Source organism: Edaphosphingomonas fennica, assembly GCF_003034225.1.
GTDB classification, from domain to species: domain Bacteria; phylum Pseudomonadota; class Alphaproteobacteria; order Sphingomonadales; family Sphingomonadaceae; genus Sphingomonas_E; species Sphingomonas_E fennica.
Genome location: NZ_PHHF01000049.1, coordinates 25,344 through 43,239, shown reverse-complemented (window position 1 = coordinate 43,239; position 17,896 = coordinate 25,344). Strand labels below are relative to the sequence as shown.

At 65.2% G+C, this 17,896-nt stretch carries 23 protein-coding genes, 1 tRNA gene and 1 pseudogene; 16 read left to right on the top strand and 9 right to left on the bottom strand.

From position 1 onward, the window contains the following. Nucleotides 1-145 precede the first annotated feature (145 nt). Together CV103_RS12140 and CV103_RS12135 are read left to right on the top strand one after the other, a co-directional pair. Nucleotides 146-238, top strand: a tRNA-Ser gene (locus CV103_RS12140). A 167-nt stretch (nucleotides 239-405) separates the two neighbouring features. Continuing rightward, complete coding sequence (locus CV103_RS12135) at nucleotides 406-1,854, top strand: tyrosine-type recombinase/integrase (RefSeq protein WP_107395079.1); 1,449 nt, start codon at nucleotides 406-408, stop codon at nucleotides 1,852-1,854. Here CV103_RS12135 and CV103_RS12130 read toward each other — a convergent pair. From CV103_RS12130 to CV103_RS12080, 9 genes and pseudogenes are all read right to left on the bottom strand, one after another. Continuing rightward, nucleotides 1,851-2,108 carry a helix-turn-helix transcriptional regulator gene (locus CV103_RS12130; protein WP_245896808.1) on the bottom strand — a complete coding sequence of 86 codons (258 nt, stop codon included), beginning with the start codon at nucleotides 2,106-2,108 and terminating at the stop codon, nucleotides 1,851-1,853. The genes CV103_RS12135 and CV103_RS12130 overlap by 4 nt on opposite strands. After that, complete coding sequence (locus tag CV103_RS12125; RefSeq protein ID WP_245896806.1) at nucleotides 2,105-3,481, bottom strand: phosphoadenosine phosphosulfate reductase domain-containing protein; 1,377 nt, start codon at nucleotides 3,479-3,481, stop codon at nucleotides 2,105-2,107. Before CV103_RS12125 ends, CV103_RS12130 begins: the two co-directional genes overlap by 4 nt. A 162-nt stretch (nucleotides 3,482-3,643) precedes the next feature. Beyond that, nucleotides 3,644-3,787, bottom strand: a complete 144-nt coding sequence (locus CV103_RS23225; protein ID WP_107395136.1) for an HNH endonuclease — start codon at nucleotides 3,785-3,787, stop codon at nucleotides 3,644-3,646. Between the two features lie 1,094 nt (nucleotides 3,788-4,881). Beyond that, a pseudogene (locus CV103_RS23220) lies at nucleotides 4,882-5,364 on the bottom strand (DNA cytosine methyltransferase); the annotation flags it as partial. 536 nt (nucleotides 5,365-5,900) lie between these two features. Continuing rightward, nucleotides 5,901-6,104 (bottom strand): hypothetical protein, encoded by a 204-nt coding sequence (locus tag CV103_RS12105; protein ID WP_107395078.1) that lies wholly within the window; start codon nucleotides 6,102-6,104, stop codon nucleotides 5,901-5,903. Further along, the gene (locus CV103_RS12100; RefSeq protein ID WP_107395077.1) at nucleotides 6,104-6,529 is read right to left on the bottom strand and encodes a hypothetical protein; all 426 of its coding nucleotides are present in this window, start codon (nucleotides 6,527-6,529) and stop codon (nucleotides 6,104-6,106) included. The genes CV103_RS12105 and CV103_RS12100 overlap by 1 nt, the downstream gene beginning before the upstream one ends. Then, nucleotides 6,529-7,356 carry a pentapeptide repeat-containing protein gene (locus CV103_RS12095; protein ID WP_107395076.1) on the bottom strand — a complete coding sequence of 276 codons (828 nt, stop codon included), beginning with the start codon at nucleotides 7,354-7,356 and terminating at the stop codon, nucleotides 6,529-6,531. Before CV103_RS12095 ends, CV103_RS12100 begins: the two co-directional genes overlap by 1 nt. A 109-nt stretch (nucleotides 7,357-7,465) precedes the next feature. Then, on the bottom strand, nucleotides 7,466-7,837 hold the full coding sequence (locus CV103_RS12090; RefSeq protein ID WP_281258484.1) for an HIRAN domain-containing protein: 372 nt from the start codon (nucleotides 7,835-7,837) through the stop codon (nucleotides 7,466-7,468). A 373-nt stretch (nucleotides 7,838-8,210) separates the two neighbouring features. Further along, complete coding sequence (locus CV103_RS12080; protein WP_170112624.1) at nucleotides 8,211-8,939, bottom strand: S24 family peptidase; 729 nt, start codon at nucleotides 8,937-8,939, stop codon at nucleotides 8,211-8,213. Nucleotides 8,940-9,038: 99 nt separating this feature from the next. On the opposite strand from CV103_RS12080, the gene CV103_RS22165 reads away from it, so the two are divergent. The 14 genes from CV103_RS22165 to CV103_RS12030 all read left to right on the top strand — a co-directional run bounded on the left by CV103_RS22165 (nucleotide 9,039) and on the right by CV103_RS12030 (nucleotide 17,882). Further along, nucleotides 9,039-9,287: a hypothetical protein gene (locus CV103_RS22165; RefSeq protein ID WP_211314390.1), complete on the top strand. Its 249-nt coding sequence runs from the start codon at nucleotides 9,039-9,041 to the stop codon at nucleotides 9,285-9,287. After that, nucleotides 9,284-9,418 carry a hypothetical protein gene (locus CV103_RS23075; protein WP_281258483.1) on the top strand — a complete coding sequence of 45 codons (135 nt, stop codon included), beginning with the start codon at nucleotides 9,284-9,286 and terminating at the stop codon, nucleotides 9,416-9,418. The genes CV103_RS22165 and CV103_RS23075 overlap by 4 nt, the downstream gene beginning before the upstream one ends. Before the next feature lie 160 nt (nucleotides 9,419-9,578). Continuing rightward, nucleotides 9,579-10,073: a hypothetical protein gene (locus CV103_RS12075; protein WP_107395072.1), complete on the top strand. Its 495-nt coding sequence runs from the start codon at nucleotides 9,579-9,581 to the stop codon at nucleotides 10,071-10,073. A gap of 50 nt (nucleotides 10,074-10,123) precedes the next feature. Continuing rightward, nucleotides 10,124-11,791 carry an SNF2-related protein gene (locus tag CV103_RS12070; protein WP_107395071.1) on the top strand — a complete coding sequence of 556 codons (1,668 nt, stop codon included), beginning with the start codon at nucleotides 10,124-10,126 and terminating at the stop codon, nucleotides 11,789-11,791. Nucleotides 11,792-11,822: 31 nt separating this feature from the next. Beyond that, on the top strand, nucleotides 11,823-12,062 hold the full coding sequence (locus tag CV103_RS12065) for a DUF2312 domain-containing protein (RefSeq protein WP_070933704.1): 240 nt from the start codon (nucleotides 11,823-11,825) through the stop codon (nucleotides 12,060-12,062). Continuing rightward, on the top strand, nucleotides 12,059-12,232 hold the full coding sequence (locus CV103_RS22445; protein WP_170112623.1) for a hypothetical protein: 174 nt from the start codon (nucleotides 12,059-12,061) through the stop codon (nucleotides 12,230-12,232). Before CV103_RS12065 ends, CV103_RS22445 begins: the two co-directional genes overlap by 4 nt. A gap of 47 nt (nucleotides 12,233-12,279) precedes the next feature. Further along, nucleotides 12,280-13,380 (top strand): phosphoadenosine phosphosulfate reductase domain-containing protein, encoded by a 1,101-nt coding sequence (locus CV103_RS12060; protein WP_170112622.1) that lies wholly within the window; start codon nucleotides 12,280-12,282, stop codon nucleotides 13,378-13,380. After that, complete coding sequence (locus CV103_RS12055) at nucleotides 13,377-13,724, top strand: DUF1064 domain-containing protein (protein ID WP_070933703.1); 348 nt, start codon at nucleotides 13,377-13,379, stop codon at nucleotides 13,722-13,724. The genes CV103_RS12060 and CV103_RS12055 overlap by 4 nt, the downstream gene beginning before the upstream one ends. Continuing rightward, nucleotides 13,721-13,876, top strand: a complete 156-nt coding sequence (locus tag CV103_RS22440; RefSeq protein WP_170112621.1) for a hypothetical protein — start codon at nucleotides 13,721-13,723, stop codon at nucleotides 13,874-13,876. The genes CV103_RS12055 and CV103_RS22440 overlap by 4 nt, the downstream gene beginning before the upstream one ends. Then, entirely contained in the window at nucleotides 13,873-14,976 is a 1,104-nt protein-coding gene (locus CV103_RS12050; protein ID WP_170112620.1) for a GIY-YIG nuclease family protein, read from the top strand. The genes CV103_RS22440 and CV103_RS12050 overlap by 4 nt, the downstream gene beginning before the upstream one ends. Next, the gene (locus CV103_RS12045) at nucleotides 14,861-15,589 is read left to right on the top strand and encodes a hypothetical protein (protein ID WP_146163424.1); all 729 of its coding nucleotides are present in this window, start codon (nucleotides 14,861-14,863) and stop codon (nucleotides 15,587-15,589) included. The genes CV103_RS12050 and CV103_RS12045 overlap by 116 nt, the downstream gene beginning before the upstream one ends. Continuing rightward, nucleotides 15,589-16,122, top strand: coding sequence for a transcription termination/antitermination protein NusG (gene nusG / locus CV103_RS12040; protein ID WP_070933700.1), 534 nt, complete (start codon nucleotides 15,589-15,591; stop codon nucleotides 16,120-16,122). The genes CV103_RS12045 and nusG overlap by 1 nt, the downstream gene beginning before the upstream one ends. A gap of 904 nt (nucleotides 16,123-17,026) precedes the next feature. After that, nucleotides 17,027-17,347 carry an HNH endonuclease signature motif containing protein gene (locus CV103_RS23070; RefSeq protein ID WP_107395067.1) on the top strand — a complete coding sequence of 107 codons (321 nt, stop codon included), beginning with the start codon at nucleotides 17,027-17,029 and terminating at the stop codon, nucleotides 17,345-17,347. 31 nt (nucleotides 17,348-17,378) lie between these two features. After that, on the top strand, nucleotides 17,379-17,882 hold the full coding sequence (locus CV103_RS12030; protein ID WP_245896802.1) for a hypothetical protein: 504 nt from the start codon (nucleotides 17,379-17,381) through the stop codon (nucleotides 17,880-17,882). Nucleotides 17,883-17,896 lie beyond the last annotated feature (14 nt).

The window sequence follows — 17,896 nt, the reverse complement described above, 5'->3', positions numbered from 1 at the left end:
GGGGCGGGCATCAAACTCGAACAAGTCAGGAACATATTGCGCCGCCTGGCGTGTCGCCACAGGCCGGTAGATTTTTCGCGGTCAGCGTTTTCCTCGTTGACCAATCGATCGGGCAACCCTAGGAAAACCGCCGCTGGCCTTTCCCGGAGACGTGGGTGAGTGGCTGAAACCAGCGGTTTGCTAAACCGCCGTACCGGGATTACTGGTACCGAGGGTTCGAATCCCTCCGTCTCCGCCATCTAGCCGTTTTTTCCTATTCTCTCCTGTTCACTGGGCTTGATTTTCTCGCGGAAATCCTGGCTTCTCGACCTGCATGTCGTGCGGAGTTGTGCGCTGGCGTTCTCCCTCTGGCATGGCATTCCGCATGGTATCGACCATGCCAGACCATGGTATCGGAGCTGATGGGTGCTGACGGACGCGAAGGTCAAGGCGGCGAAGCCGAAGGACAAGCCCTACAAGCTGGGCGATTCAGGCCAGCTCTATCTCTACGTCAGCCCGGCCGGCGGTCGGCACTGGCGCATGAATTATGTGGCCCCGTCGACGCAAAAGCAAAAGACGCTGAGCTTCGGCTCCTACCCTACCATGACGCTCGCGGAGGCGCGGGCCGCGCGCGATGCCGCAAAGAAGATCCTCAGCGCTGGGCGCGACCCGGCGATCGAGCGCCGCGTGGCCAGAAAGGAGCAGGCCCAATCCGACGCGAACACCTTCGAATCGGTCGCCGAAAAATGGTTCGAGTTGAACAGCGGCTGGTCGCTGGAGAAGCTGCGCGAATATCGCGCGGCGAATAGCGACAAATGGTCATGGAAGACCGCCCGCCATTGGACGAAAAAGCCCGCGCCATGGTCGGCGGTCCATAGCGCCGACGTCCTGAAAAGCCTCGAAAGCGACGTCTTCCCGTCGATTGGCAGTCTGCCGATTCGGTCGTTGGAGGCGCGCGCGCCTCTGCTCCTCGAAGTGCTGCAGGAGGTAGAGGCTCGCGGCGCGATCGAGACCGCACATCGCCTTCGGCAGCGGATTTCCGGGGTATTCGTCTATGGTATCGCCGCCGGCCTGTGCGGGGCTGACCCGGCTGCAAGCCTGGGCAAGGCGCTCGCGAAGAAGCCGCGCTCGAAACCGCAGCCCTCGGTCATCGACGGCATCCAGAAGCAGGAGGATCGCCTGCGGGCCATCAAGAACATGCTGGCGAAATGCGAAGCACAGCGCTGCCGGGCGAGCACCAAGCTCGCTTTGCGCTTTCTGGCGTTCACCGCCGTCCGGTCGAACGAGCTGCGCTTTGCCTCGTGGGCGGAGTTCGAGGGGATCGACTGGGGCAACCCGCATACCCCCGCGCCCGAGGCGCTCTGGCGCATCCCGGCGGCACGGATGAAGGGCGACGACGAACGGAAGGCCGAAGAGTTCGGCGACCATCTGGTGCCACTGGCGCCCCAGGCGGTGGCCGTCCTGCGCGTGATGTGGCTACTATCGGCTGGCCTGCCCTATGTCTTCCCCGGCGAGCGGCACCTGCACAAGCCGATCAGCGAAAACACGCTGCGCGCGCTGCTGATCCGCGCCGGCTATTATCAGCGCCATGTGCCGCATGGATTTCGGGCAGCCTTCTCGACCTATATGAATGACCGCCCGCTCTCCGAGCGGAAAGATGGCGACCGGGAGGTCATCGACCTGATGCTCGCGCATGTCCCTGAAGGAAAATCCGGCTCGGAGACGGCCTATAATCGGGCGGGGTATATGGACCGGCGCCGCGAGCTTGCTTGCGAGTATGCCGACCTGATCGGCGCCGATCTATGCGATCCGGCAGAGCATCTGGGCAAGCCGATCAGATATGCGGCAACGGGGCCGGGGCGGCTGGCGGCTTAGGCCGCCTGCTTGACGGCCTCCAGCCAGGCGCGGACCTCGGCTTCGCTCCACCGCGAGCCGAACCCGCCCGGCTTGTAGGGCTTCGGGAACTTGCCCTCTCGGATCAGCTTGTAGATCCGCGTCCGCTTCAGCCCCGCGATCTGCTCGACGCGGGCGAAGGGAATTAGGCGGTCATTAGAATTGTCGGCCGGCGGCAGCGCCGCGAGCACGGCAAGATTTTGCTCCCGCGCGGTCATTGGGCGTTGGTGATTCACGCGACACACCTCCCGATCACCCCTCGATGATCCCAATCCTTGCGATAGACGGCCTGCCCGCGGCGAAGCTGCCAGCAGGACGTGTTGACGTTCCCAGCCCAGACGATCCCCACGGCCCGGCCATATCGATCGGTCGTGACCTGCTCGAGCCGGATGGGCCCGAGGATCAGGGCGGCTGCTAGGCTGGCCTTGCTGGTGATCGGATCGCCGGGGGCACAGACGCGCCCGCGCCGGCAGTGGCCGGGCATCTCGGGGGCGTCGATCAATACCATGCCAGGCCGGCCGAGCAGGTCGGCTGCTTCGTTGACCCGCCGCTGGATCAGCAGCACTCGCTCCAGCCCCATCAACCGGGCCTCGAAGGTCAGCGGCCCCATGCGCTGCTGGTTGGACTGAAGCGTGCCGTCCTTGCGATACTGGAATCCGGGCTGGCGCTTGCGATTGCGCGGCAGCTTCAGCTCGGAATAGAGCGCCTTCAGCCCGAACAGCGGCCGCAGATGATCCCAGCCCGGCAGCTTCACCACGGCCGCCAGCGCCCCGTCCGTCGCGATCAGATTGCAGGCGGTGCAGCCCGTCCGCATGTCCTCTTCATCGCCATAACCATCGGCGATCATCGCCGTCGGCCATGCGCCGAACTCGGGCCAGGGCGCGAAAATCTTATTCCAGTCCCAGACGTTGCACAGCGTCCAATGGTCGATCGGCGCGAACGTGTCCGTTAGATCGCCGGGCAGGTCGGTCTGCAACCAGCCCTGGCCGCACTCCGCGCCGTTGCGCGTGCAGGACAGCGATATCCGGGCGTCGCGCGCATCGCTCTCGCCACGTCGCACGCCGGTGATCGTCAGCGCCGTGCCGCCCAGCTTGCTGACCCGCTCCCGGATCGCCGCCGTCATCGGCTCGACCTTGATCTGCGGCGTGCACCAGCGGAACGTGTTCGACGGCGGCGGCACGCCACGGCCGAGCATATAGACCATGAAGCGCTCGTCGATCGGCGCGACCACCTCGACGACGTCGATCCCCATCGCCCGCAGCCGCCGCATCATCTCGCGGGCGGCAGCCTGCAACGGCGGCAGCTCCAGGCGCGTGTCGGCGTACATGACGGTGATCGTCTTCGGGCGCGGCAGCGCGCCGAGCTGGATCGCCGTGATGATGGCGCTGACGGTGGCCGTGCTGTCCTTCCCGCCCGAATAGGCGAATATCCAGTGATCATAGGCGGTCGCGTGCGCCAGCATGTTAGCGACGGTGCGCATGACGCACTCGCCGACCGACTGCGCGATGTCGCCGCTGAAAAGTCCCGCAGGGGATCGGCTTGGCCGGCCTTTTCCCACCGAATAGAGCAGGTCCAGCGTTGAGCTGCCGGGAAGCTCCACGCGCGTCATGCTGCGATCCTTTCAGGGAGAGCCTCGACCGCGGCGATCCGCTCGCCGATCCAGCGCATCACCGGAACCGCCATCGAGTTCCCCAGCGCCTTGTAGCGCGGGCCATCGGCCATCATCCGGCCGCGATAGGGGACTGCGGTGTAGCCGCAGTGGGTCGTGAACCTAATCTCGTAGGAACAAGCGTCCCGTATTGCCTCGGGAATGAACCCACTTATGGCAGCCGCGGCACAGGAGGCTAAGGTTTGCCAAGTCGAGCCGCAGGCCGGGGTATCGCGCCCAAGATCCGATGTGGTGAACTTCAAACATTGGTTCAGGGCGTCGGTGAACTGACCCGCATTGCTGGCAACGGCGTCGATCTCGCGCCCAGACAGCAGCAGCGACACGCTTCCATTCAACGGATGAGAAGAAGGTTGCATGTTCGGCGGTGACGCCGCCTTTCCAGCGTGGGTTTTCTGCTCCCCGCCGCCGTGCATGAGCGCAACCAGGCGAGCAAAAGCGTCTGCCGGCATAGGTTGGCGAGACGAAGCGGCTACGTCCGCAATGCTCGCAGACCAGGGCGACCTTCCGAGACTGTGTAGCCGAGCTTGCTGCCGCTCTAAGTCGATCTGCACAAGCACGGCCACAGGTGCGCTTGGGTCGAGACTTGGGGCTGATGAAGCGCGCTCCGCAGACCGCGCACGCCCGTTCTTCTCGTCCTCGCTTTTGCACACCAGAATCCTAAGCGATTGCTCAATCTCCGGGAAGCCCTGAAGGCGCTCACATTCTCGCGGCGTCAAGCGGCGGACGGCACTGGATTGAGCAACCGATTGCCAACTGCTGTTGTCGCCATCAGGCGAAGCGTTGCGGCGACCCATGGTGGCATCAAGCGAACCCGCTAACGGCGCAGCATAGGTGCAGGCCTGGGCCTGCGGATGCGACGATCCCAGCGCTCCAAACACATCGACGCTGCTACACGGGTCTTCGCGGCTGTTGAACGCGATTGCGGGAGGATGAGCGCCGGCCGCCAGCGGGTGACACGGATCGCCGGCCTTCGGATTGCTGTAGTTGGCGGCGCTGGTGATTTGGGTGGTGTCGAAGGCCACCGGCACCAACGGCGTACCGCGACCCGTGCCATCCTCGCTCGCGTCGAAGCCTTCCCCGCGCAGGGAATGAGCGATCAGCGTTTCGGTTTCATAGTCCTGGCGTCCCATGGCGCCGGCGTTCAGGCAATGTGCGACATTGCCTGTCGAGGCAATCAAATTTTCGGCGGTGTCGGCGTCGTTCCGATACCCGCTGCCGCGCGCAGAGCCCGCAGCAATGGGCCGGGCAACACCTTCCCCCGCTTCTCGGCGCGGCGCAGGATGCCCCGACAGGCTGTGGCGCTCAAAAAGAACCGCGGCGGCACGGCGCCAGTCTCCAAGATATCCGACAACGAACACACGACGGCGGCGCTGTGGTACTCCGAAGAACTGAGCGTCCAGAATTCGGTAGGCGAACCCATACCCGAGTTCCGCCATCCCTCCGAGGATGGCTCCAAATGCCCGTCCGCCGTCAATGGACAGCACGCCGGGGACGTTCTCCCATACCAGCCAGCGGGGCCGTGCGCGATCAGCAAGGCGGAGATATTCGAGGGAAAGGCTGCCACGGTCGCCTGCCAGTCCCTCTCGGAGTCCGGCGATGCTGAAGTCTTGACAGGGTGTTCCCCCAACAAGGAGGTCAACAGGTCCATATTCATCGCCCCGGATGGTGGTGAAGTCGCCATGCAGCGGCGTGTCGGGATAGTGGTGGGCGAGGATCGCGCGGGGTGCGGCCTCGATCTCGGAATAGGCCGCCGCCTCCCAGCCCAGCGGCTTCCACGCCACGGTGCTGGCGCTGATACCGGCGCAGACATCGAGGTATCGCATCACCGCTCCCCCTCCCTCGATGCCATGGCGCGGAGAGCGGCGGCAATTGCCTCAGCCTGGCTACGCAGCATGAAACCGCCGCCAGCCGCGACTACCAGTGCGCCGGCACAGTTGACGCCAGTTCTCGACCTGATGCCCCACGGCCCGGCGGGATTTGCCGTCAGTTGCCAAGCCTCGAACGGCGGCTGATTGTGGATGCCTGCCGGGTTCCGGAAACCGAGCGCGGCTACCCTCTCGGCCCACGCCGGCTGCGGCGGATGGCTGTCGTTCGTTACCATTGGCGTTCGTCCCAGCAGGTGTCGCACTCAGTCCAGCGGTTGCCCGAGGACCGGCGAAGTTCGTGGCAGGTGGAGCAGCCCGGAAGCGTGATCAGCGACCGGAGCCAGCAGCGGAGGGTGGAGAGGAGCTTCATGCGGCCACCTGCTTGCGCTGACTTTGGAGCCATTCGCCGATGCGGGGCCATTCGGCCTCGATCTCAGCCCAGCGCGGCCCGTCGTTCTCCCGCCCGGATTTCGATCGACGTTTCGGCGGAAGCATCAGCCGAGCACCGCCCAGGCGACGATCGCGACCGTGATCGCGTTCATGATCGCAAAGGCAGCCCATTCGCCCGGCAGCGCCGGCCGGGGCGCGGAGAGCCAGTGCCAGGCGCCGCGGGCGATCGGCATCTTGGCCGCCCGCCGTTCGGCTTCCCGGCGGACCGCGCTGCCGCTGTGGATCGCATGCGGATGGATGCCGGCCATCACCGGGCAACCTGCGCTTCGCGGCGCTCGGCAGCCTCTCGGGCAGCGCGTGCGGCGAGATAATCGGTCTGCGCCCGAGTGAGGATCCGGCGAGCCTCGCTCTCGCGGATGTAGGCGGAGGCCAGTTCGGACGATACCACCGAGAGGGATGCCACCTCGGCCGGCTCCGTCGTCCGCCGCGCGGTCATCTCGCGATAGAGCAGCACGAGGAACTGGCGATCCGTCAGCCCGTGCCGGTCGGCCCGCATACGCAGGTCGTCCATGGCGGACTGGACCTGCTCCCTAGCCGCCGCGCGCGCCTGGCCGGCCGGCATCCGAGCCAGCAGATCGGACTGGGCACGGATCATCGCCGCGACCGGCAGGAAGTCCTCTATCGATTGGACGAGATCAGGGTCGACCTGTCCCGAAAGCGGCGCGTGAAGCATCAGTCGGCCTCCACCTGCGCGGGCTCGGGCGGAACCTCGATGCCAGTGGCCGCGCAATATTCCAGCGCCCATTCCAGCGCCTTGCCGGCGGCAAAGCCGCCGCCCGTGTCGTCGCCGGGCTTGTCGCCCTGCTTGATCATCAGGAACCACTGTTCGGCCGGCCGGCGAGAATCTTGCTCCATCGCAGAAACATCGACGCCCCGGATGTTCGCGATCGTGCCGACGAGGCACGCGCAGTCGCCGGCATAGACCGACCCGTTGATGCGCCCTTCGCGCAACGCGGCGATGACGCCTGGGACCTCTGCGCGCGCGGCGGTCAGCACCATCCAATAGTCGGCCTTGAAACTTCGCAGGTCGGCATCGCGCAGGACGGCATCGCGCAGGTCGGCATCGCTCAGGACGGCACCGCGCAGGACGGCATCGATCAGGTCGGCACCGCGCAGGACGGCATCGCTCAGGACGGCACCGCGCAGGTCGGCATCGCGCAGGACGGCACCGCGCAGGACGGCATCGCGCAGGTCGGCACCGCGCAGGACGGCACCGCGCAGGTCGGCACCGAGCAGGACGGCACCGCGCAGGTCGGCACCGCGCAGGACGGCACCGCGCAGGTCGGCATCGCGCAGGTCGGCACCGCGCAGGTCGGCACCGCGCAGGTCGGCACCGAGCAGGTCGGCACCGCGCAGGTCGGCACCGCTCTTGCGCGCCCACCGGATCGCCAGGCCGAGCTTCACGCGGATCGGTGCGTCAGCCGCGCATTCGATATCAGCGGTAAACTGGACCTCTCCAGTCCAGCGATTGCGCACCGCGAATTTTTCGGTTTGGGCCATGGAATTCTCCCCCGAGCGTCTCGCGTCGGCACCGCGCCGAGGTCTGCTCGTGGGAGGGAGCTTAGTAGGGCATTACCTACTACGTCAAGCCCAAATAGTAGGGTTAAACCTACTCATCTGGCGGGATATAATCCGGCCAGAATCCCGAATCATTGTCAGCGGGCTGGGTTCTCGGGTTATTGGATGGCGGCAAGGTTGGATGCTCGCCATTAAAAGCGATGCGGATCACGCACCCGTATGAAGTGCGCTGCTGGAAGATCGCGTGGATTTCGCAGCCGCGAGCAAACATGCCGCTGATCCAGCCGCATCGCTCGGCGGTGATGTAGCCCAGCTGAACTCCGCGCGCACTAAAAACCGCCACCGCGCGAGGGTCGGCGGGGTTGTTGGGCTCGGCAAGGAGGTCCACTGGATCGCCGGGCGCGCAGATCGCTATCTCGAATCGCCGGGTCGGGCCACGTCGGTTTGGGTAGTCAGCGCCCACGACGGCGAGGCTTAGCGACCTTCGCTCGGGGGAAGGCGAGGCTACACGCACCGTCGCACCCAGTTCCTTACGCGCGGGCGCGCAAGGGAAAAGCCCCAGACATCTGCCCGAGTGCCCGTCCCGTCTTGATATAAATCGACGATGCCTACCCCAGATTCGAACACTATCCGCACGCGATCCTTCATCGGCACGGTCGCGTGGTCCAAAGAAGTCTGAATGCTAGTGAGGCATGTATGGACATCCTCAGACGCCTTCGCGCTTTCGAAAACGGCATCTGGCGGTCTCGCCAGCATCCGCTCCACTAAGGTCGGCTTTTCCGCGCTCGCCAAGAGGGCGGCTAGTATCAGGAACATTCACCCCTCCGCATACAGATCTACATCCGCCGTCCAACCCATATCACCCGCCCAACTATGAATAGGTCTTCGGCTTGAACCTCTTGGTTGTCGACGGCTGGATTGTCGGAGATGACCAGCACCCGGCCCTTTCCGACAGAGCGTAAGCGTTTGATCGCGCCCGCCCCGTGGATGCTACACGCCCAAATGCGATCCTGCAGGTTGAGCTGGCGTTGCAGCGTGTCGAAGATAACCATGTCATCATTGATAAGCGTCGGGAACATGCTGTCTCCGTCGCCCTTGGCAACATAAAGCCGTTCAGCGGGCGAGCGCGTAATAGACCGGAGCAGGTTCGCATCGAAATCAAGCGTCCCCTCTTCGACGTAGTCGTCGATGTTTGATCCAGGGCCCATTGAAAAGCTGAGATCGATCTGTTTAAGCGCAACAGCGCCATCCGACGCATGGGCCGATCGGGTGGGCATCTGATCTGGATGCCGCTCGGCTGATGCCCGGCCCCATGCCGGATAGACGTCCTCGCCTTGCGCTGCCCTTGTAAAAAGATCCATCGGCTGTCCCAGCACGTCAGCCATCGCCTGCAGCGTTTTAACACCGGGCCGCTCTATCTTTCCCCTCTGGACATCGTAGATAGGTTTCCCCGTCGTCCCCAGTCGCCCTTGGATCAACTTGTCGTAATGATCGCGCGCGCGCGGCTGCTGATCCAATACGCGCTGGATGAACGTTTGGAGCGGGGTCATTTTCACGTGGGGCATGTGGGTTATTTCCCACGCCGGGGCGCTGAGCGCTACGCTGGGATAAACCCCACCAATTTGGCTTGACGGTAGGTTTTTACCTACGTTAGATAGGCTCCTATGACCAGTAGCCTCATCGACCAGATCGAAAACTTTCTCGGTCAGCACAGCATGTCTCCGATCACGTTCGGCCGCAAGGCACTGGGCGATCCCCATTTCGTGCGCGATTTGCGCGGCGGCCGGGATGTCCGGCTGTCCACCGTTGAGCGCGTCAAGGAGTTCATGGAAGGGTATCGCGCCGATCCGCCCCCTTTTGTGAAGCAATCCCGTCGCCACCGTCGAACGGCACCCGGGATGGCCACAGCATGACCGATCTCGAAAGGATTACGCCGATCGAGGCGGTCTCCGAGGAGCGGGTGCGCGAGATCCTCCACGAGGAGGTGACGCCGACGCTCGATAGAATTCTGGCGGAGCTTCGGGCTCTGCGAGGGGAGGATTGACCGGCGATGTTCGTATCCCCGATCCCGAGCCTGATCTTCCCGACGCTTCGCGGGTCGATGGCCTTCCATCCGGTCGCCTCGCGGCCGGCGGATGAGCGCGAGGCCCGCGCGCTGCGGGTCTGCGATCCGGTTAAATGCCCCTCTTTCCATGGTGATCGTAATGGCTGACGCTCACAGCAATGTCGTTCCGCCCGCGCAACCTCTGACGGAAGCAGAGTTCCGCAACGCCTGGCTGCAATCGCTGGCGCGGCTGTGCGCTGCCCACGGCGACGGGCGCGTCGCCCTGGCGCTTGGCGTGTCCGAGCGGCACCTGCGCAACCTGAAGAGCGGCGCCAGCCTGCCGGCTGCGGATCGGATCTGGAACCTGTTGGCGCTGGACCCGTCCGCCCACGACGAGATCGACGCCAGGTATCAGGTGAAGAATTCGCCGATCGACGCGCTTTGCTCCACCGATCCGCTGACGCGCGACATCATCGCGCTCGCGAACGAGGTGGCGCAATCGGAGGACCCGTCCAGCCCCGGCGGTGTCGTCGTCACCGATCATGAGCTGCTTCAGAAGGACGAGCACCGGATGCGTCGCATCCACAACACGCTCGGCAGCTGGCTGAAGCGGATCGAAGCGATGCGGCGCCCGGCCATCAAGGCGGTCGCCTGACCATAGAATTGAGGACCTGATCCGGGGCTATCCCCGAGGGGAGTGAAGACATGGAAATGCTGGGTAGCGGTGCTTCGGCGATGGCCGATGCACCGGACGGAAGCGTGCGTCCCGACGATTATCGCGCCTTTCTGGAAGCGAAGGTGCCGGTGGCGGAGCGGAGCGGTCTCGATTGCTCGATCGACGATGTGAACCCGATCCTGCTGGCGCACCAGCGCGCGGTGGTCGCGTGGGCCGTGCAGGGCGGCAGGCGGGCGCTGTTCGAGGCGTTCGGCCTGGGCAAGACGATGCAGCAGCTGGAAATCTGCCGCATCATCGCCGAAGCGGCATGCGAGCCAGGCCTGATCGTCGCGCCGCTCGGCGTGCGCCGCGAGTTCCTGCGCGATGCGGCGATGCTGGGCATCGCGCTTCACTTCGTCCAGTCCGACGACGAGATCTCCGCCGTCCTGGAGGGAGGGCCGCGGGAGGATACGGCGGCATCGCTGTTCCTGACCAATTATGAGAGCGTGCGCGAGGGCAAGATCCAGCCCGGCCGCTTTACCGTCGTGAGCCTGGACGAGGCGAGCGTGCTGCGATCCTATGGATCGAAGACCTACCAGACGTTCCTGCCGCTGTTCGAGAGCGTGCCCTACCGATTCGTCGCCACGGCCACGCCATCGCCCAACCGCTTCAAGGAACTGATCCACTATGCCGGATATCTCGGCATCATGGACACGGGCCAGGCGCTGACCCGGTTCTTCCAGCGCAACAGCGAAAAGGCCAACGACCTTACCCTCTATCCCCACAAGGAAGACGAATTCTGGCTGTGGCTGAACAGCTGGGCCGTCTTCCTCCAGCGGCCCAGCGACCTCGGCTTTTCCGATGAGGGATATGACCTGCCGCCGATCGAGGTGCGCTACCACGAGGTGAAGACAGATATCGCCGATGCCGGCGCCGACAAGCACGGCCAGGTGCGGCTGATGCGCGATAATGCGATCGGCGTCACCCAGGCAGCGCGGGAGAAGCGGGCCACCCTTTCCGCCCGGATCGAGAAGGCGGTGGAGATCGTCCGTTCCAGCGGCGACGATCATTTCATCCTCTGGCACGACCTGGAGGATGAGCGGCGCGCGATCGAGGCGAGCCTGCCGGAAGCCGAAAGCGTCTATGGCGCCCAGCTGCTCGACACCCGCGAGGGCATCATCAGCCGGTTCGCCGAAGGGATGACGCGGCTGCTGGCGGCCAAGCCGGTGATGCTGGGGAGCGGCACCAACCTGCAGCGCCATTGCCACCGCGCGATCTTCTGCGGCATCGGCTTCAAGTTCAACGACCTGATCCAGGCGATCCACCGCCTCCAGCGGTTCCAGCAGCCGCATCCGGTAATCATCGACATCATCTACGCGGAGACGGAAACCGAAATCCTGCGCGACCTGCAGGAGAAATGGGCGCGGCACAACGAGCTTACCGCCCGCATGTCCGAGCTCATCCGCCGCTATGGCCTCGACCATGCCGCGGCGGCGAACGAGATGCTCGACCGGTCGATCGGCGTCACGCGCACGGTGGAGAGCGGCAGATCGATCGCCGTCCGCGAGATCGGCCGGCGGAAGATTGCGGTCTTCGCCGATGCGGTGGCGGAGGGATCGTCCCTCGCTGCTGCCGGCCGGCTGATCGGCGTCAACCAGCAACGGTCGTCCGCCATCTTCGCGCAGATCCGGCGCGATCTTGGCTGGCAGGCCCAATAGCCCTCGACCATCAACCAACGGGAGAATCCATATGTCCGAAGCGAATGTCGCCGCCGATCAGCTCCGCCTCTTCATCGAACGGGTCGAGCGGCTGGAGGAAGAGAAGAGGGGCGTCGGCGACGATATCAAGGACGTCTACCTGGAGGCGAAGAGCCAAGGCTACGACACGAAGACCATGCGCGCCATCGTCCGGCTGCGGAAGATGGAGAAGCATGCGCGCGACGAAGCCGAGGCGCTGCTGGACACCTACAAGGCGGCGCTGGGCCTGTGATGCAGCCGCCCATCAAGCGCGACACGGCGGACGAAGCGGCAGCCCTTGTCGAGGACACGGCCGGCCTCCTTCGGGATGCCGGCCACAGGGTCAATGGCAAAGAGCTGGCCTTCGCCCGCGCGTGCGTCGAGCGTGCGCTCAACCGTGAGATCGGAAGGGCTGCGACATGACGGTGCAGCACTTTTTGTCCATCAGCGGCGGCAAAGATAGTCAGGCCGTGCTCTGCAAGGCCATCGAGCGGATGGACCACAAGGGGTTGGCGGGCTTCGGCAATATGCCGCCGCGCTTTCTCGCGGCTGATAACGGCCATGAGAATCCGATCACGCTGGAGCATATCGATTACCTTTCGAGCTGGCTCCAGCAGCGCACCGGCCTGTCGATCGAGATTTGTTCGGCAAACGATGTGCCGGGCCTGACCGACGAAGCGGCGTTCGCCCGGAAGCGAGCGATGCTCCGCGAGGAATGGTCGAAGGAGAAGCGGCGGAAGCGGCATCGGGGCGAATGCAGCCGGCGGCGAGAAGCCATCAACAGGGCGAAGCTGGACCCGGCTGAGCTGGCCGAAGCAAAGGCGGCGTGGCGCGCAGCTTGCGATTGCCCCGTCATGGTGTCGCCGCCGGTGCCGGACGATCTGATCGAGCAGGCGCTCGCCCACCTTTACCCGACCCGCATCCCTTTCCTCGACATCGCTATGCTTCACGGTCGGTTCCCCGGAACCAAGACGCGCTTCTGCACCGACGAGACGAAGCTCGTCCCGATGATGCACCGGAAGCAACCGCTGCTCGCCGAGGGCGTGTCGATCGTCGAATGGATCGGCGAGCGGGCGGACGAGAGCGCCGCCCGCGCGAAGAAGCTGCCTATCCAATCGAAGCGTCATCCGAACGGCGCTAGGCAGGTGCTCTATCGGCCCATCTTCCGCTGGACCGCCGCCGATGCCTTCGCGATCTCGGATCGGTTCGGCCTCCGTCACAATCCGCTCTACACGATGGGCATGAGCCGGGTCGGCTGCTCGACCTGCATCATGGTCAAGAAGCGCGAGTTGCGGATGTGGGCCATGCGCTTTCCCGCCGAGGTGGACCGGGTGCGGGAATGGGAGCGGTTGGTCGCCCTCGTTTCGCGCCGCACCGCGGCATCGCTCCTGCCCGCGCCGATGGTTCCTGGCGCCGCCGACGATCATGGCCGTGCCGTCATAGACAAGGCGGTTGAGTGGTCGCGCACCGGCAAGGGCGGGCGCAACTATGACCTGCTGATCGAGCTGGAGCAGCGCCAGGCCGACGAGGACGGCTTGTTCTGCGAGAGCGAATATGGGCTTTGCGAATGACGCGCCCGACCAACAAGTTCGGCGCGAAGAAGACGCATTGCGCCCACGGCCATATGCATGCTTCCCGGCGCGAGGCGGCGCGGTGCAACGACCTGCACCTGCTGCAGCGCGCCGGGCGCATCAGCGACCTGGAGCAGCAGCCGCGCTTCAGGTTCACCGTCGACGGACGGCCAGTCCGACACCCGAGCGGCCGCCAGATCTATTACACGGCCGACTTCCAGTATCGCGAAGACGGCCGGACGATCGTGGAGGATGCCAAGGGCGCCTACCGCGACAAAGCCTGGGAGGTGCGCCGCGCCTTCTTCATCGCCCTTTTCCCCCAACTGGAGCTTCGCGAAGTATGAGCGATGTCCGTGTCACCACCACATCCTGGAACGAGCGCCGGCACGAGTTCCTTCAGGCCGACGGCTATTGGAAGATGTGCGCCGGCCCCAGCTTCTGCCGCGAGTGCAATCGGGAAGCGATCCGCAATCAGGCGGCGAACCGGCCGATATGAGCAAGCGCCCGTCCTTCCAGTTCTATCCGCCCGACTGGCGCAACGATCCGGGCCTTCGCCTGTGCTCGATCGCGGCGCGCGGCCTGTGGATAGAGATGATGTGCCTGATGCACGACGCGACGCCATATGGCCATCTGACCGTGCTGGGGCGGCCGCTGGGGCCGGAGGCGTTGGCGCGCCTGGTGGGCGAAGGCGTCCCCCAGGTTCGCCGGTGGCTGGCGGAGCTGGAGGCAAACCAAGTCTACTCGGTGGATGGCGAAGGCGTCATCTTCAGCCGCCGCATGGTGCGCGACGAGATGCTGCGCGACGCCCGTGCGGCCGGTGGCGCCGCCGGGGCAGAGCATGGCCACAAGGGCGCAGAGTTCGGCAAGCTGGGTGGCAACCCGCACAAGAAAGAGCTCTATAACCAGCCGGGCAAGCTCTATGCCGTGCAGCGCGATACCGGCGGCCCCATCAAGATCGGCGTCACCAAATATCCGCACCAGCGCTTCAACGGCCTGCGCAAGAAGGTCGGGCCGATCATCATCCTCGGCACGTTCGATGTCGCCGACATGGGGCGGTCGGAAGCGGCCGTGCATGCATGTTTCGACGGGCGACGCGAGGGGGAGTGGATAGACGCCGAATGGGATGAGGTTAGGGGCGTGATTATGTCAGCTACTCACCCCCCCTTAGGCACCACTACTCACCCCGCCCCTTCTTCTTCTTCTTCTTCTCCATCTCCATCTCCGATTAGTTCGGATGCTAACGCATCCGGCGGCGACGCGCCGCCGAAGCCATCGGCGATCGACCTTCAGGCTGCCATTTTCGCCTCCGGCGTCCGGCTGCTCTGCGCTGCCGGAAAGTCCGACGCACAGGCCCGCCAACTGATCGGGCTCTGGAAGCGCGACCACGGCAACGCGGCCGTGATGGAGGCCCTGGCATCCGCCGAAGCCGAGGGCACCCCCGACCCCGTATCGTTCATCACCGGCAAGCTGAGAGCACCCCATGGCAAACGAAATCACTTCGACCGACCAAGCGGACCCATCGAGAGCCGTCGTCGAGCTCGCGAGCAGTGCGAAGTGGACGACGGAGCAGGCGCTGACGGCCTGTCATGGCCTTGACGTCCGGCGGCTGGCCGACAGCTACGAGCGCGGCCTCGTGCCGCTGGCGCAGGCAGAGCCGGGTGGCAAATCGGCCCGCGATCCTCAGAAAGACGGCAAGCTCTCCCGTGGCCTGGGCGACGACCTGGCGATGATCGCGACCAAGCTGAACCCGACGATGACGGCGGATCAGGCCGATGCGTGGATCAAGGCAACGACCTACTCGCTCGGCGACCTGCCCGGCCGGGTGGCGCGCGAGGCGGCCCAGGCGGTGCTGCGCCGCTGGAAATACCCAGCCATTCGCGATGATGGTGCCGTGGTGATGAAGCCGATCCGTTTCTTCCCCGAGGTCGACCCCGCCCTGCGCGCCGTGGCTGCCGACATCATGGCCCGGCACAGGACGGCGCTGATGCGGCTGCGCGCGCTGGAGCAGGCGATTGCCGATGCCGGCCGGCCGGCGCTGGAGGCGCCCAAGGATGAGGCGCTATCCGCCGACGAGATCGCCAGCGCCAACGCGGCGTTCGCCCGGCTCGGCATCAGGACGCGCTATGCGGCCGACGGATCGGCCTATGAGATCGATCGCCCGCGGCAGGATGATCGCGGCAACGAGACCGAGGAGGCGAAGGCGGCATAATGGGCGATTGGTGCATCCTGCGGATGAAAGGGCAGAGCACGCTGCCTGTGTTCCGGGCGCTTGCCGAGGCGGGCTATGACGTCTGGACGCCGATCCAGATCCAGTCACGCCGCGTGCCTCGATCGAAGTCGCGCGTCGAGCGGCCGGTGCCGATCATGCCCACCTATGTGTTCGCGCGGGCGGCCCGGATCCGCGACCTGTTCGAGGTGTCGCAGACGGTGGGCTTCTCGGTCTTCCACCATCGCGACCGCGTGCCGTTGATCGCCGACCGCGAGATCGAGGGGCTGCGCACGGCGGAGGAACGGGCGAAGCCGCGCGACCGGAAGCGCGTGTTCCGTGTCGGCGAGCGCGTTCGCGTGCCCGAGGGCGCCTTCGCTGGCCTGGAGGGGATCGTGGAGCAGAGCGACGGGCGGCACACGCTGGTGTGCTTTGGCGGGCGGCTGAGCATCAATGTCGACTCTTTTCTTCTGCGGTCGAGCGAGTTAGGTAGTGGTTATCCCAAGCGGGAACCGCTGCTTCAGCAGCTTCGGTGAGTAGGTCCGGCTGGTCTTTCGACCTTACTGCCCTCGCCGCCACACGCGGTGGAAGCGCAGCGCTTCCCGCGAAGTGCGTTAGCATGGAGATTATCAGTAGATCGGCATGCCGAGGGGCGTCGACGGCGGGACCTGCCATCTGGGGCGGCACCGCAAGAGCCCGTAGATGTCGGGTCGCATGGACGGATCGTCCACTACGGCGCCCGGCGCCCGCCGCCAGATAGAGCGGGCAATAGCTATTCACAGGTCGGGCGCGAGCCGCGTGCCTGATGCGGGCCGGAAGCCCCCCGTCCGGCCCGCCCTTATTCGTTACGAACCCAATGCCCTACTACCGGCTCGGAGTAGTTTCGAATGTTCACGCGGGTATTGTCCCGCTCCTGCTGCCGGCCAAGGAAAGCAGGAGTTGCCCGCGACCGGGGATTGGCGGGGCGCCAAATCGCCGATCCCCACCCCTTCACGCCGGAGGCTGCCATGCTCGTTCTGCTCCCCATGTCCATGTGGAAGGCGCACGTCCACGGCGCCGGCATCTGCATCAGCCTGTGGCAGGACGAGTGCGGCAACCGCTTCTGGAAGCGGATCGGGTTGCGGTAATGATGGCCAGCGCATACGATCGCAAGAGAGAAGGGCGACTGGATTCGAACCAGTTATTCGGTTTCCACCGGGGATTTGTCGCTGAAGGTTTCCACCCGGAATTTGTTTGCCGTCTGCCGCACCCTCTGTCGGATCGCAGGGATGTCGTCACGGGCAAGTTGGACGATCGCCTTTACACGGTAACGAACAGAGAGCGTCGGCCTGGGCGTGGTGGCATCTTCCGCCAGCATGACAGGTGCGGACCGGAAGCGCAGTTCCGCAAGCCGATAGTTCCGCCCGGCACGCCTCCGCCTCCGTCATCTGCGGACGATTAATGCCCAGCCGGCCGCCCGGCCTCTACGCCAAGCCGAAAAGCAAACCGTGGGAAAGGCAGAGCGCAGCATCCGCCCAGCGCATCCGGGGGCGGCGCGGCCAGCAGATCAGGGCGGCGCACCTTGCCGGTGAACCTCTATGCCGCGAGTGCCTGAAGCATGGTCGAGTGACCGAAGCCGTCATCGTTGATCACGCCCTTTCGCTGGCCGAAGGAGGCGAGGACGTGCCTGACAACCGCCAGAGCCTCTGCAAGGCATGTAGCGATGCGAAGACGGCCCAGGAGGCGGCGCGCGGGCGCAGGCGCGCCCAGCGGCCGGCTTGACCCGGAGGGGGAGGGTCAAAGTCATGGGCCGATGTGCCGGACACCGCGCCCCCAGTCTTTTTTTCGCGCGCCCGAATTAAACTTCCGGGCCAAATTAAATTTCGGAGACATCGCCATGAAGCCTGGACGGAAGGCCGAGGCACCTTCCACGAAGGCGGCTCGCGGCACGCTGCGCCCGTTCCGCGACGGGCTGAAGAACGAGCTTGTCGTTCCGGGCGATCCTCCACTGATGCCGGACTATCTGACGGCGGAAGCGCAGGACGTCTGGCAGGAAGAGATCGGTCGCGTCATGGCCGCCGGCGTGGCCGAGATCGATAGTTCGCTGTTTGCGCGCTACTGCTCGCTGGAAGCGCTGGTCCGGCAGTCGTTCAACGCAGGCCGAGAGCCGCCGCCAGCGTCATATCTGACCGTCCTGCGCCAGTATGCCGAGCTGCTCGGTATAGCTGGTCGCAAGAGCCGCGTCGGCAAGATCGCCGATGATCCGACGAAAACCAGAAACCCGTTCGCGCGCAACGGCCACCGCGCGAAGGCGTAAGCGGCCGGCGTTCC

Bases quoted from the DNA above. Each gene is read 5' to 3' on its own strand.
- CV103_RS12065 (WP_070933704.1), top strand. From the start codon at position 11,823: ATGTCCGAAGCGAATGTCGCCGCCGATCAGCTCCGCCTCTTCATCGAA.
- CV103_RS22165 (WP_211314390.1), top strand. From the start codon at position 9,039: ATGACCAGTAGCCTCATCGACCAGATCGAAAACTTTCTCGGTCAGCAC.
- CV103_RS12095 (WP_107395076.1), bottom strand. From the start codon at position 7,356: ATGGCCCAAACCGAAAAATTCGCGGTGCGCAATCGCTGGACTGGAGAG.
- CV103_RS12080 (WP_170112624.1), bottom strand. From the start codon at position 8,939: ATGCCCCACGTGAAAATGACCCCGCTCCAAACGTTCATCCAGCGCGTA.
- CV103_RS12045 (WP_146163424.1), top strand. From the start codon at position 14,861: ATGGCAAACGAAATCACTTCGACCGACCAAGCGGACCCATCGAGAGCC.
- CV103_RS12050 (WP_170112620.1), top strand. From the start codon at position 13,873: ATGAGCAAGCGCCCGTCCTTCCAGTTCTATCCGCCCGACTGGCGCAAC.
- CV103_RS12100 (WP_107395077.1), bottom strand. From the start codon at position 6,529: ATGCTTCACGCGCCGCTTTCGGGACAGGTCGACCCTGATCTCGTCCAA.
- CV103_RS23075 (WP_281258483.1), top strand. From the start codon at position 9,284: ATGACCGATCTCGAAAGGATTACGCCGATCGAGGCGGTCTCCGAGGAG.
- CV103_RS12055 (WP_070933703.1), top strand. From the start codon at position 13,377: ATGACGCGCCCGACCAACAAGTTCGGCGCGAAGAAGACGCATTGCGCC.
- CV103_RS23070 (WP_107395067.1), top strand. From the start codon at position 17,027: ATGCCCAGCCGGCCGCCCGGCCTCTACGCCAAGCCGAAAAGCAAACCG.
- CV103_RS12070 (WP_107395071.1), top strand. From the start codon at position 10,124: ATGGAAATGCTGGGTAGCGGTGCTTCGGCGATGGCCGATGCACCGGAC.
- CV103_RS22440 (WP_170112621.1), top strand. From the start codon at position 13,721: ATGAGCGATGTCCGTGTCACCACCACATCCTGGAACGAGCGCCGGCAC.
- CV103_RS12105 (WP_107395078.1), bottom strand. From the start codon at position 6,104: ATGGCCGGCATCCATCCGCATGCGATCCACAGCGGCAGCGCGGTCCGC.
- nusG (WP_070933700.1), top strand. From the start codon at position 15,589: ATGGGCGATTGGTGCATCCTGCGGATGAAAGGGCAGAGCACGCTGCCT.
- CV103_RS23225 (WP_107395136.1), bottom strand. From the start codon at position 3,787: ATGTTTGAAGTTCACCACATCGGATCTTGGGCGCGATACCCCGGCCTG.
- CV103_RS12030 (WP_245896802.1), top strand. From the start codon at position 17,379: ATGTGCCGGACACCGCGCCCCCAGTCTTTTTTTCGCGCGCCCGAATTA.
- CV103_RS12125 (WP_245896806.1), bottom strand. From the start codon at position 3,481: ATGACGCGCGTGGAGCTTCCCGGCAGCTCAACGCTGGACCTGCTCTAT.
- CV103_RS12075 (WP_107395072.1), top strand. From the start codon at position 9,579: ATGGCTGACGCTCACAGCAATGTCGTTCCGCCCGCGCAACCTCTGACG.